This is a genomic window from Streptomyces sp. NPDC090127 (genome assembly GCF_044746945.1).
GTDB lineage: Bacteria > Actinomycetota > Actinomycetes > Streptomycetales > Streptomycetaceae > Streptomyces.
Genome location: NZ_JBIVDE010000002.1, coordinates 466,246 through 478,509, shown reverse-complemented (window position 1 = coordinate 478,509; position 12,264 = coordinate 466,246). Strand labels below are relative to the sequence as shown.

The window sequence follows — 12,264 nt, the reverse complement described above, 5'->3', positions numbered from 1 at the left end:
TGTGATGATCGCGCCATGACCGTCATATCCGCGCGGCGGGGCCTGCCCCTTGCGGCCGTCGCCGTCCTCACCGCCGCCCTGACCACCGGGTGCGGCCTCGGGGCCGAACTCGACCGCGAGGCCGACCCCGAGCGCACCGGGGCCCAGGCGCGCGCGACCCCGCCCGCCGGCCCGACGGACGCCCCGCTCCTCGGGACGCGGCCGGGCGCCGGAGACGCGTCCCCGACCGCCGCGCGGGGCTGCCCCGCCACGGGCGTGAAGGTGACGACCGGCATGGTCAGCGCCACCATGGGCCTGCGCGCCATGCCGGTGACCCTCACCAACTGCGGGGCGGGGGAGCGGCGCGTCGACGGCTATCCGGACGTACGGGTACGGGACGTGGACCGGGAGCCGATGGACGTCACCGTGCTCAAGGGCCCGGGCCCCATCACCCAGCTCGACGACCCGGGGCCGCACCCCGTGACGCTGAAGCCCGGTGAGTCCGCGCGCAGTGTCTTCGTCTGGCGCTACTCGGCCGTCGACGCGGCGACCCTGCGGGGCAGCGGCGTCTACGTGGAGATCGCCCCTGCCCCCGGTGCGGCCCGCGAGACCGTGGAGCCGGAGGGCGGCCTGGACATCGGCGACACGGGCCTGCTCGGCACGACGGCCTGGCAGAAGGTCACGGACTGACCCGGGCGTCGGTCCGGAGCCCGGGGGTCGGTCCGTGAATTCGGTGGTCGGTCCGTGATCCCGGTGGTCGGTCCGGGGCCCTGGCGGTCGGTCCGGGGCCCCGGTGGTCGGTCCGGGACCCCGGCGGTCGGTCCGGGCCCGTCCGGGCCCTGACTGTCAGTCCGGGCGGCGCGGGCGGCTGCCCCCCGCCGTCGCCAGCAGGGCGGCCACCGTGGTCAGTTTGACCCGCGGGCGGCCGGACGCGTGGCCCTGGGATCGCTCGGCGCGGTCGATCGCGGCCAGCCCCCGGGCGTCGACGACCTGCGCCCCGCGTCTGCGCACCAGGCGCCGGAACGCCTGGGACGTACGCGACGGAACCGGCAGGGCGCCCGCCACGGCGTCCGCCAGGAGCGTGCCGATCGTCTCGGCCGCGCAGGTCCGGTTGGCGCCGATCCCGCCCGACGGACCGCGCTTGATCCAGCCGACGACGTACGTTCCCGGCATCCCGGCCACCCGGCCCCGCTCGTGCGGCACGGTGCCGGTCGCCTCGTCGAAGGGCAGCCCAGGCACCGGCAGGCCCCGGTAGCCGACCGCCCGCAGGGCCAGCCCGGCCGGGATCTCCCGCTCGCCCGGACCCTCCGTCACCCGCACCGCCCGCACCGCGCTGTCGCCGTCCATCGCCACCGGCGCGGAGTGGAAGCGGAGCACGATGCGCCGGCCCGCGGCCGGCGGCCGCGACCAGTCGACGGTCTCCCGCGCCACGTCCCGCAGCAGCGCCGCCTTGCCGTCCCCCGGCACGCCGCCGTCGACCCCGGCGCCCCCGCCGGTCGCCGCGTCGATCGCCGCGCCGGTTCGCGGGTCGTGGTCGTCGACGACCAGCCGTACCCCGGGCAGATGGGTCAGGGCGCGCAGTTCGGAGGCGGTGTACGCGGCGTCCTCCGGCCCGCGCCGCCCGAGCAGGACCACCTCGCGCACCCGGGAGCCGCGCAGGGCCGCGAGCGCGTGGTCGGCGATGTCGGTGCCGGCCAGGGCCTCGGGATCCATGACGAGGATCCGGGCGACGTCCAGCGCCACGTTGCCGTTGCCGACCACCACGACCCGTTCGGCGCCGGTCAGGTCGATCGCGTCCGGGGCGGCCTCCGGGTGCGCGTTGTACCAGGAGACGAACGCCGTCGCCGAGACGCTGCCGGGCAGCTCCTCGCCCGGGATGCCGAGCCTGCGGTCGGCGGAGGCGCCGACGGCGTACACCACCGCGTCGTGGTGCGCGGCGAGTTCCTCGGCGGTGACGTCCTTGCCGACCTCGACGCCCAGCCGTACCCGGACCCGGGGGTGGGTGTGGAAACGGGCGAAGGTGTCCCCGACCTTCTTGGTCGCGGGGTGGTCGGGCGCCACCCCGTACCGGACGAGACCGCCGGCCACGGGGAGCCGGTCGACCAGGGTCACCTCGGCGTTGGTGTGCAGCAGCAGGTCCTCCGCCGCGTACATCCCGGCCGGGCCGGTGCCGACGACCGCGACGCGGATCGGCGCGAAGTCGGAGGGCAGGCTCCGCTCGAAGGTCGGGGCACCCCAGGGGTGGAAGTTCGGGCCGGGCGCCGCCTCCAGCGGCGCCTTGTCGGCGAAGTACGCGGCGTTGACGGCCGCGTACCCGGCCTGCGCGGGGGAGAGGCTGTCCACCGGGAAGATCGCGTCGACCGGGCAGGCGTCGGCGCACGCGCCGCAGTCGATACAGGTCGCCGGGTCGATGTGGAGCATCTCCGTACGGCCGAAATCCCGCTCCTGCGGCGTCGGGCGGATGCAGTTGACGGGGCACACGGCGACACAGGTCGCGTCGTTGCAGCACGTCTGGGTGATGGCGTAGGTCATGTCGTCGGCTCAGCTCGGGTCGAGTCGGGTCGGGTCGGGTCGGTTCGTCGTGCTGCGGGGTGGCTCAGGCCGGGGGTGGCCCGGGCTGCGGGGTGGCTCAGGCCGGGGGTGGCCCGGGCTGGGGGGTGGCTCGGGCTGGGGGGTGGCTCGGGCTGGGGTCAGATCAGGTGCGCGCGCTTGTAGAAGGCCAACGCGGGCCGGGTGAGCAGCCCGGCCGAGGCCAGGAACTCCATCAACCCCGCGCAACTGGACCGCATCAGGGACTTGTGGTGCTCGTTCGCCCGCGCCTCCGCGACGGCGCGTTCGACGTCGAGGCCCGCGCTCTCGTAGACCCGCCGGCCCACCATGCTGGTGACGATGACGTACGAGGCGATGGCGATCACCAGCGCGTGGAACTGGCGGCGCGCTCGGCTCGCGCCGCGCAGGCGCCGACGCGTCTCGTCGCGCGCGAACTTCATGTGCCGTGATTCCTCGACGACATGGATGTTGTTGATCGTGCGGACGAAGGGCACGACCCGCTCGTCGCGCATCCAGTCGCGCTGCATCACGTCGAGGACCTCCTCGGCGACCAGGATCGCCGCGTAGGCCGCCTCGCCGAAGGCGACGGTCTTGAAGGCCCGGCCCAGTTCGATCGCGAGCCGGCGCGGCCGGTAGGCCGGGGCGCCGAGCTTCGCGGCGCCCCGCGCGAACATGATCGAGTGCCGGCACTCGTCGGCGACCTCGGTGAGCGCCCACTGGAAGCGCGGGTCGGTGGGGTCCTTGGCGTACATGTCGCGCAGCACCATCTGCTGCAGGATCATCTCGAACCAGATGCCCGTGCTGGCCACCGACGCGGCCTCCTGGCGCGTCAGCTCCTTGCGCTGCGCGTCGCTCAACTCGGCCCAGTACGCGGTGGAGTAGAGGGTGCTCCACTCCGGGCTCGCGCCGTGGAAGTCCTTGTCCAGCGGGGTGTCCCAGTCGACCTCGGTGGCGGGGTCGTACGAGAGCTTCGCGGCCGAGTCGAGCAGCCGCCGGGCGACCTCCTGCTCCTCCTCGACGTGCCGGTCCTCGCTCTCCGGGCGGACGGTGCTGCGCGCCATGTGCGGCTCCTTGGATCGAGACGTCGCACGCTTGTTAGATGCGACGTCTAGCAAGCTGTTAGACGGAACGTATAACAAGGGGGTCCCGTGGGCCTACCCCCGTGCGGCGATTTCCCGCCGATCTCCTCACATGCCCGGCCTTCTCCCGCCCCATGAGGCAACCCACGCCCACCGGTTGCCGTCCTCCGGACACGTGAGGGGCACCCGGGGGTCCCCGAGGTGGCCGACAGAACCGATCGTGAGGAAGACCGCTTTGATACGTGTCACACGTGTGGTGACCACGGCCGTGGCGCTGGTCGCCCTGGCCGCGGCGGCGCCCCTGCCGGCGTTCGCCGCACCGCCCCCGGGGTCCCTGTCCCGAGCGGGCGGCGAGAGAGGCGACGGGGCCGAAGCCCTGCCGGCGGGCTGGCGTCTCATCGGCGAAGGCGCCGACCGGGAGCTCGTCTGGACCTCCCCCGACCCCGTGCCCATGGGCGACGCCCGTGTCGAGTTCTACGCGGGCGAGCGGCTCCTCGGCCGCCCCGCACCGGCCGCCGACGGCCACGCGTTCCGGCTGAAGGCCGACGGCGTACGGCTGGGCTCCGCCAAGGAGCTGCGGGTGATGGCCGCCGGACGCCGCCTCGACGCCGGCACCCCGGGCGACGCCGACGCCGCGAGCAGGGCGCCCCGCACCACCCGCCCCGCCGCCCCCTCCCCGCGCGCGGAAGCCCCCCTGCCGGTCAACCCGGTCGACCCGGGCACGCCCGGCGCCTACCGCACCGTCAGCGGCGCGTACGACCTGCCGTCCGTCCGGCTGCCCGGATACGCCGAACCGATCGAGATGCGCGCCGAAGTCGTCGGGCCGGCCGGCGCCCCCGGGAAGCGGCCGCTCGCGCTCTTCCTGCACGGCCGCCACGGCACCTGCTACGCCGGCGAGGAGGAGGTGACCGGCGACTGGCCCTGCGCCCCCGGCACCAAGCCGATCCCGAGCCACAAGGGCTATCTGCGCGCGCAGCGACTCCTCGCCTCCCAGGGCTATGTGACCGTCTCCATCTCCGCCAACGGCATCAACGGCCAGGACCACGCGGCGGAGGACGGCGGCGCGCAGGCCCGCTCCTCGCTCGTCCGCCGGCATCTGTCCCACTGGGCGGACTGGTCCGCGGCGCCCTCCGGCGCTCCGGCCGCCGTGCGCGCCACCGCACCCGCCGACCTCTCCCGCGTCCTGCTCGTCGGCCACTCGCGCGGTGGCGAGGGCGTGAACCGCGCGGCGCTCGACAGCCTCCACCGGCCCCCGGCCGACCAGGACGGAGCCCCGGGCCCGGCGTGCTGGACCATTCGCGGCAACGTCCTCATCGGCCCCACGATCTTCGGCCAGAACCCGGCCCCGGACGTGCCCTCGATGACCGTGCTGCCCGGCTGCGACGGTGACGTCTCGGACCTGCAGGGCCAGATCTACGTCGACGGCACACGCGGCGTCGGCAGCGGCTCCGCTCTGCAGAGCGCGGTGTACATGGTCGGCGCCAACCACAACTTCTTCAACAGCGAGTGGACCCCGGGCCAGGCCGAGGCGCCCGCCTTCGACGACTTCTGGTCGGACGAGGTGCCGGACCCGGTGTGCTCACCCGGCGCCGCGACCCGGCTGACCGCCACCCAGCAGCAGGCCGCCGGCGCCACCTACATCGCCGCCGCCGCCCAGCTGTTCGTCGGGGGCGACGACCGGGTCCGCCCGCTGCTCGACGGCACCGGCCGCCGCGCCCCCTCGGCCGGCCCCGCGCGCGTCCTCAGCCACGCCGTCGGCGCGCACCGCGCCCCCGGCTTCCTGCCCGGCCCCGGACTCACCGTCTCCGGCGGCGGGCGACTGTGCGCGCAGATCGACCCGGACCCGGCCCGCGCCTGCCTGCCGCAGACCGAGGGGCAGGCCGGCGGCCAGTCCCCGCACTTCGCGTTCTGGGAGACCTCGCCCGAGCCGGGCCGTGACGCCGTCCGCATGACGTGGTCGGGTACGGGGAAGCCGGTCACCCTCCGCTCCGCGCGACCGGTCTCCCTCAAGGGCTCCGGCTCCCTGGCGCTGCGCGTCATCGTGCCGCCCAACACCACCGGCACGCGCCTGGAGATCGGGCTCGTCGACGCCTCCGGCCGCCGCGCCCAGCTCGGCCGCGCCCAGCTCGACGGGCTCCCCGGCAGCGACCGGACCGCCTCCCACTGGGGCCGGGAGGTCCGCGTGCCGCTGGCGATGGCCCTCCGCGACAAGCTGGACCTGACCCGGATCACCACCCTCGAACTGACCCCGCGCGGCGGCTCCGGCCAGGCATGGCTGATGGACGCCTGGGGCTGGCGCCCCGGCACTCCGGCGGCCGTGCCGGGCGCGATGCCGCGCGTCGACATCGGCCGGCTGACCGTGGACGAGGGCGACTCCGGCGTGCGGACCTACCGCGTTCCGGTCCAGGTCTCCGGCGAGGGCAGCGGCCAGGTCCGCGTCTTCGTCACCCAGCCCGACTCGGAGGAGGTCATCTCCCGGATCGTGACGGTCCGTCCGGGCAGCCAGAGCCTCGACGTGCCCGTCGAGGTGACGGGCAACACCCGCTACGGCTACGACCTCTCACGGGACGTGTCCGTGAAGGCGGTCAAGGGGGTCGCCGTCGGCTCCCACCGTGGCGGGGTGACCGCGCGGAACGACGACGAGCGGCCCACGGTCACCCTGACCCCGGTCGCCCACGACGTCACCGAGGGCGCGCCGCTGACCTGGCGGCTGACGCTGTCCGAGGCCGCCGACGTGGAGGTCGGCGGCGTGCTCGAGATCCTGCCGGTCACCGGCGGCCAGGAACTGTCCACGGCGGACGTGGCGCCGAGTTGGCTGGAGGAGAACTTCGGCAGCGTGCCGGACCCGGCCGTGCCGCTCTCCCGGCTCGGCTGGGAAGGGGAGAACACGGCCGTCTGGGCGGACGTGCCGCCGGGCAGGACCAGCCTCGACGTGACGATCCCGACCGTCAGGGACACGGTCGCCGAGCCCACCGAGACCCTGCGGGCCCGGCTGACCACGTACGACGACGACGGGGAGCCGCACCACGGGCCCGAGTTCACGGGCACCGTGCGGGACGCCGCGGCACCGATGTGACGATACGGACCGGACGGCGCGCGCCGTCCGGTCCGCCACCCACGCCGTCCAGCGAGGCCAGTTCCATGACTCCGTCCTTCCGACTCCACCCCGGAGCCCCCGGCTCCCCGGTCCTCCTCCATGTGCCGCACTCCTCCCGGGAGGTGCCTCCGGACGTGCGCGAGGGCATCGTGCTCGGGGACGACGAGCTCGCGCGCGAACTGGACCACATCACCGACTCCCACACCGCCGCCCTCGCCGACACCGCCGCGCGGGCAGCGGCCGTCACCCCCTGGCGGTTCGTCAACCTGCTCTCCCGGCTGGTCGTCGACCCCGAGCGCTTCCCGGACGAGCGGGAGGAGATGCGCGCGGTCGGCATGGGCGCCGTGTACACCCGGACCACGCACCGCGCCGCCCTGCGGCCCGAGGAGTTCGACGCGGGCCCGCTCCTCGACCGCTACTTCACGCCGTACGCCCGGGCCATGACGGACGCCGTCGACGCGCGCCTCGCGGCGGCCGGCCGCGCCGTCGTCGTCGACGTGCACTCGTACCCGACCGAGGCGCTGCCCTACGAGCTGCACGGCACCGGCCCGCGGCCGCCGATCTGCCTCGGTACCGACCCCTTCCACACACCGCCCGCCCTGGTGGACGCGGCGCGCAGGGCGTTCGCGTCGTTCGGCGGCATCGGGACGGACAGCCCCTTCGCCGGGACGTACGTACCGCTGGCGCACCACGGCCGTGATCCGCGCGTCTCCGCCCTGATGATCGAGATCCGGCGCGACGTCTACATGAGCGAGCCCGGCGGCCCCGCCGGACCGGGCCTCGACGCCCTGGGCGCGGCGCTGGCGGCCCTCGTCGACGAAGCGGCGGCGCCGCTCGGCTGAAATCCCCCCGTGACGGCCCCTTCGTGCCGATGCTGGGACCATGAACGCCACCCGCCCCGCCCACCGCCGGCCCACCCGGACCGACCGGCTGCTCGCCCTCGTCGCCGGGGTGCTCTCCGGCTATGTCGCCCTGGCCGTCGCCGACATCCTCGCCGGACTGATCCGCCACGAGTCGGGCCCCGTGACGGCCGTCGGCGACGCGGTCGTCGACCGGACCCCGGTCGCGATCGAGCAATGGGCGATCCGTACGTTCGGAACGAACGACAAGGTCGTCCTCCTGCTGGGCATCGTGGTCGTCCTCGGCCTGATCGCCGCCGCCCTTGGGCTGCTCGCCCTGCGCCACCCCACGGCGGGGGCCGCCGGGGTCCTCGGCTTCGGTGTCGTCGGCGCGCTCGCGGCCGTCACCCGGCCCGACTCCGACTCCGCGCTCGACGCCCTCCCCTCGCTGGTCGGAGCGGTGGCGGGAGCCGTCCTGCTGTACGTCCTGGTCCGCAGGCTGCTCGCCTCGGACGCCGACGAACCGGCGCGGGCGGCCGCCCGCGCCGACCGGCGAGGGTTCCTCGTCGTCGCCGCCGCCACGGGCCTCACGGCGACCGTCGGCGCCGCGCTCGGCCGGGCGATCGGCCCGCCCGCCCAGGCGGGCGCCACCGCCTCCCGCAACGCCCTGCGGCTGCCCCGGCCGCAATCGGCGGCGCCGGCCGTGCCGCGCGGAGCGCAGCTCGACGTGCCCGGAATCAGCCGCTTCATCACCCCGAACGCGGATTTCTACCGGATCGACACCGCGCTCCTGGTGCCCCAGGTCGACGCCGACGAGTGGCGCCTGCGCGTCCACGGCGCGGGAGTGCGCCGCGAGCTCACCCTCGACCTGCGCGAGCTGATGAGCCGTGAGGTGGTGGAACGGGACATCACCCTCGCCTGTGTCTCCAACGAGGTCGGGGGCCCTCTCGTCGGCAACGCCCGCTGGCTCGGCGTACGCCTCGCGGACCTGCTCCGTGAGGCCGGGGTGCGCCCGCCGTCCGAGGGCGGCCCCGCCGATCAGCTCGTCGCCCGGTCCGTCGACGGCATGACCATCGGCACCCCCGTGGAGGCCGTCATGGACGGCCGTGACGCCCTGCTCGCCTTCGGCATGAACGGCGAGCCGCTGCCCTTCGACCACGGCTTCCCGGTCCGCATGCTCGTCCCCGGGCTCTACGGCTACGTCTCCGCCTGCAAGTGGCTGGAGTCCCTCGAACTGACCACCTTCGACGCCTACGACGCCTACTGGGTCCCGCGCGGCTGGGCGGCCGAGGCCCCGGTCAAGACCCAGTCCCGGATCGACACGCCCCGCGGCCTGGCCCGCCCGGCCGCGGGGACCGTCATGGTGGCCGGGGTCGCCTGGGCCCAGCACCGGGGCATCTCGCGGGTGGAGGTCAGGGTCGACGACGGCCCCTGGCGGGAGGCCCGGCTCGGCACCGAGGACAGTCGGGACACCTGGCGCCAGTGGGTCCACCCCTGGCAGGCCGAGCCGGGCCGCCACACCCTCACGGTCCGGGCCACCGACGGCACCGGTGCGACCCAGCCCGAGCGGCGCACCGACACCATGCCGGACGGGGCCGCCGGCTGGCACTCGGTCGTCGTGACGGTGGAGGCGCCCTGAGGCGAGCGGGGCGGGACGGGCGGCCGGGAAGGGCCCGGGGAAAGATCAAATGTTCGACGGGTTAGCATATGAGCACCGCCTAGCTCGAAAGATGAACTCGTGACTGTCAATGACGACTCGTTCACCAGCTGGAAGAACCGCGAGGAGATCGCGGAGTCGATGATCCCGATCATCGGGAAGTTGCACCGGGAGCGGGACGTCACGGTCCTGGTCCACAGCCGATCCTTGGTGAACAAGTCGGTTGTCAGCATCCTCAAGACCCACCGGTTCGCCCGTCAGATCGCCGGCGAGGAGCTCTCGGTCACCGAGACCCTGCCCTTCCTCCAGGCGCTGACCACGCTCGACCTCGGCCCGTCGCAGATCGACATCGCGCTGCTCGCCGAGGCCTACAAGAGCGACGACCAGGGCCTGTCGGTGGAGGAGTTCACCGCCGACGCCGTCGCCGGCGCCACGGGCGCCAACAAGATCGAGTGCCGCGACGGCCGCGACGTCGTCCTCTACGGGTTCGGCCGCATCGGCCGCCTCGTCGCGCGCCTGCTCATCGAGAAGGCCGGCTCCGGCAACGGCCTGCGGCTGCGGGCCATCGTCGTGCGGGGCGGCGGCGAGCAGGACCTGGTCAAGCGCGCCTCGCTGCTGCGCCGCGACTCGATCCACGGCCAGTTCCAGGGCACGATCACCGTCGACGAGGCGACCAGCACGATCGTCGCCAACGGCAACACCATCAAGGTGATCTACGCCAACGACCCCTCCGAGGTCGACTACACGGCGTACGGCATCAAGGACGCCATCCTCGTCGACAACACGGGCAAGTGGCGGGACCGCGAGGGCCTTTCGAAGCACCTGCGCCCCGGCATCGACAAGGTCGTCCTGACCGCTCCGGGCAAGGGCGACGTCCCGAACATCGTCCACGGCGTCAACCACGACACGATCAAGCCGGACGAGCAGATCCTGTCCTGCGCGTCCTGCACCACGAACGCGATCGTGCCGCCGCTGAAGGCGATGGACGACGAGTACGGCGTCCTGCGCGGCCACGTGGAGACCGTCCACTCGTTCACCAACGACCAGAACCTGCTGGACAACTACCACAAGGCCGACCGCCGCGGCCGCTCCGCGCCGCTCAACATGGTGATCACGGAGACCGGCGCCGCCTCGGCCGTCGCCAAGGCGCTTCCCGAGCTGAAGGCGCCGATCACCGGCAGCTCGATCCGCGTCCCCGTGCCGGACGTCTCGATCGCCATCCTGAGCCTGCGCCTGGGCCGCGAGACCACCCGTGAGGAGGTCCTCGACCACCTCCGCGACGTCTCGCTGCACTCGCCGCTGAAGCGCCAGATCGACTTCACCACGGCGCCCGACGCGGTCTCCATGGACTTCGTGGGCTCGCGCCACGCCTCGATCGTCGACGCGGGCGCCACCAAGGTCGACGGCGACAACGCGATCCTCTACCTCTGGTACGACAACGAGTTCGGCTACTCGTGCCAGGTCATCCGGGTCGTCCAGCACGTCTCCGGCGTCGAGTACCCGACGTACCCGGCCCCGGCGGTCTGACCCCCGGCGCGTACGTACCGCGAGCGAGGCCCCCGCCCACCCGGCGGGGGCCTCGCTCCGTCCTCGGCCCTGCTCGCCGACCCGGAGCGGGAACCCTCCGCCGTGCTCGCCCGCACCGCCGTCGCGTCAGCCGGGCGCCCGCTCGCTCACCCGCGCGTTGTCGACGTACAGGTGCAGCCCGCCGTCCTCCGGGCAGCGCAGCCCGACCGAGACGGACCGCGCCGCCGCGTCCCCGTCCAGGACCAGCGCCACAGCGACCTGGAACACCACGTGCCCCTCGGGACACGTGACCTGGTCCGGCCGCCCCGTCATGTGCGTGAGACGCCACGGGAGACTGCCCGGCCGCTGGAAGGCGCGGGCCAGGACGTCCCCGTCGCGCACCCCGATCGGGAGGAGGCAACCCACGCAGTAGCACTCACCGAGCCTCACCTCGAACTCCGCCGTGGCGAAGTCCCCCGACCCGCACAGCTCGCACACGGCGGCCGCCGTCACCACCTGCTCGTCGGGGAGCCCACGGGCTCCCTGCTCCACCAGTGCCAGCAATGCGTCGCGTCCGGTGTCCCCGTCGCCGACGGGTCCCGCCGCCCAGGCGCCTTCGCGTTTCATGATCCACATGGTGGCACGGCCGTCACGCCTGGTCGGCGCGGGCCTCCTCGGCCCGTGCGCGGGCCTGCCGGGCCGCCTTGCCGGCCGCCGTCGCCGCCGCCCGCGCCTCGCGCCGCTCGGACGTGGCCCGGCGAAGCTCCTCCTCCAGACGGGTCACCTCGGCGTCCGCCTCGTCCGCGCGGGACTTCGCCGCGTCCCACTCCTCGTCCGCGCGCCGCGCCTCGGCCTCCGCCTTCTCGGCGGCGGCGCGGGCCCGTTCGGCGACGCGGGTGTCGGCCTCGGGCGGGGCAGGGGGAGCCGCCGAACGCGCCGGCAGGCTCTCCGGCGTGACCGCGCCGAACCCCACCGGGGCCTCCGGAGGCTTGGTCAGCCGGCCCGCCGACCACTCCGCGGCGATGTCGGGGTCGGCCAGCACCGCACGGAGGAGCTGTTCCACCTCCTGCTGGACCGAGGCGCTCAGTGGATGGCCCGCCTCCGCGGCGAGCGCCGCCGTCGCGCGGACCTCCGCGGCGATCACCTTGTGCTGCTGACCGGCGGCCTCGCGGAACGTCGTCGGGTCCAGCAGCCGGTGGGCCTCCTGGAGCGTCTCGCCGAGCGCCAGCAGCCGCCGGACGTCCTCCGGCCGTTCCCGTACGAAGCGGTTCGAGGCCCAGGCGGCGAGGGTGGGCCGGCGCAGGCCCGCGATGCGCTTCGCGGCGGCCTGGTCCTCGGCGCTCCGCGCCTCGGCCGCCCGGGCGTCCCTGGCCGCGACGAACTCGCCCGGCTCCACCCCGTACAGCTCATCGATGACCCGCTCGACGTCCATGACCTCACTGTGCACGACCGCGCCGCCGCGAGCGGGGAACGGCCCCGCGACGGCGCGGTCACGAGGTCCGCGGTGACCGGCTCACACCACCGGCGGCGCCGCCTCGCCGGTGTCTCCGCCTCGGC

9 protein-coding genes are annotated in these 12,264 nt (G+C 74.6%); 5 read left to right on the top strand and 4 right to left on the bottom strand.

The window, feature by feature from the left end; genetic code table 11:
• Positions 1–15 precede the first annotated feature (15 nt).
• Positions 16–669: a DUF4232 domain-containing protein gene (locus ACIPPS_RS07785; RefSeq protein ID WP_401428150.1), complete on the top strand. Its 654-nt coding sequence runs from the start codon at positions 16–18 to the stop codon at positions 667–669.
• A 156-nt stretch (positions 670–825) separates the two neighbouring features.
• Here the strand turns inward: ACIPPS_RS07785 and ACIPPS_RS07780 are convergent, their stop codons facing one another.
• Both ACIPPS_RS07780 and ACIPPS_RS07775 read right to left on the bottom strand, forming a co-directional pair.
• A complete protein-coding gene (locus ACIPPS_RS07780) occupies positions 826–2,511 on the bottom strand; it encodes an FAD-dependent oxidoreductase (protein WP_401428148.1) in 1,686 nt (561 codons plus the stop codon).
• 158 nt (positions 2,512–2,669) lie between these two features.
• Positions 2,670–3,590, bottom strand: a complete 921-nt coding sequence (locus ACIPPS_RS07775) for a diiron oxygenase (protein WP_401428146.1) — start codon at positions 3,588–3,590, stop codon at positions 2,670–2,672.
• 253 nt (positions 3,591–3,843) lie between these two features.
• Between ACIPPS_RS07775 and ACIPPS_RS07770 the strand changes: the two genes are divergently transcribed.
• From ACIPPS_RS07770 to ACIPPS_RS07755, 4 genes are all read left to right on the top strand, one after another.
• Positions 3,844–6,684 carry a hypothetical protein gene (locus ACIPPS_RS07770; RefSeq protein ID WP_401428144.1) on the top strand — a complete coding sequence of 947 codons (2,841 nt, stop codon included), beginning with the start codon at positions 3,844–3,846 and terminating at the stop codon, positions 6,682–6,684.
• Positions 6,685–6,749: 65 nt separating this feature from the next.
• Positions 6,750–7,547, top strand: coding sequence for an N-formylglutamate amidohydrolase (locus ACIPPS_RS07765; RefSeq protein WP_401428142.1), 798 nt, complete (start codon positions 6,750–6,752; stop codon positions 7,545–7,547).
• Between the two features lie 40 nt (positions 7,548–7,587).
• Positions 7,588–9,183: a molybdopterin-dependent oxidoreductase gene (locus ACIPPS_RS07760; RefSeq protein ID WP_401428140.1), complete on the top strand. Its 1,596-nt coding sequence runs from the start codon at positions 7,588–7,590 to the stop codon at positions 9,181–9,183.
• 99 nt (positions 9,184–9,282) lie between these two features.
• Positions 9,283–10,728 carry a glyceraldehyde-3-phosphate dehydrogenase gene (locus ACIPPS_RS07755; protein ID WP_401428138.1) on the top strand — a complete coding sequence of 482 codons (1,446 nt, stop codon included), beginning with the start codon at positions 9,283–9,285 and terminating at the stop codon, positions 10,726–10,728.
• A 126-nt stretch (positions 10,729–10,854) separates the two neighbouring features.
• Here the strand turns inward: ACIPPS_RS07755 and ACIPPS_RS07750 are convergent, their stop codons facing one another.
• Together ACIPPS_RS07750 and ACIPPS_RS07745 are read right to left on the bottom strand one after the other, a co-directional pair.
• Positions 10,855–11,334, bottom strand: a complete 480-nt coding sequence (locus ACIPPS_RS07750; protein ID WP_401428136.1) for a hypothetical protein — start codon at positions 11,332–11,334, stop codon at positions 10,855–10,857.
• A gap of 22 nt (positions 11,335–11,356) precedes the next feature.
• On the bottom strand, positions 11,357–12,139 hold the full coding sequence (locus ACIPPS_RS07745; protein WP_401428134.1) for a hypothetical protein: 783 nt from the start codon (positions 12,137–12,139) through the stop codon (positions 11,357–11,359).
• Positions 12,140–12,264 lie beyond the last annotated feature (125 nt).

What these genes read in the sequence shown, in the direction of transcription:
- ACIPPS_RS07775 (WP_401428146.1), bottom strand. Translation starts at nt 3,590, where the DNA reads ATGGCGCGCAGCACCGTCCGCCCGGAGAGCGAGGACCGGCACGTCGAG.
- ACIPPS_RS07750 (WP_401428136.1), bottom strand. Translation starts at nt 11,334, where the DNA reads ATGAAACGCGAAGGCGCCTGGGCGGCGGGACCCGTCGGCGACGGGGAC.
- ACIPPS_RS07765 (WP_401428142.1), top strand. Translation starts at nt 6,750, where the DNA reads ATGACTCCGTCCTTCCGACTCCACCCCGGAGCCCCCGGCTCCCCGGTC.
- ACIPPS_RS07760 (WP_401428140.1), top strand. Translation starts at nt 7,588, where the DNA reads ATGAACGCCACCCGCCCCGCCCACCGCCGGCCCACCCGGACCGACCGG.
- ACIPPS_RS07745 (WP_401428134.1), bottom strand. Translation starts at nt 12,139, where the DNA reads ATGGACGTCGAGCGGGTCATCGATGAGCTGTACGGGGTGGAGCCGGGC.
- ACIPPS_RS07785 (WP_401428150.1), top strand. Translation starts at nt 16, where the DNA reads ATGACCGTCATATCCGCGCGGCGGGGCCTGCCCCTTGCGGCCGTCGCC.
- ACIPPS_RS07780 (WP_401428148.1), bottom strand. Translation starts at nt 2,511, where the DNA reads ATGACCTACGCCATCACCCAGACGTGCTGCAACGACGCGACCTGTGTC.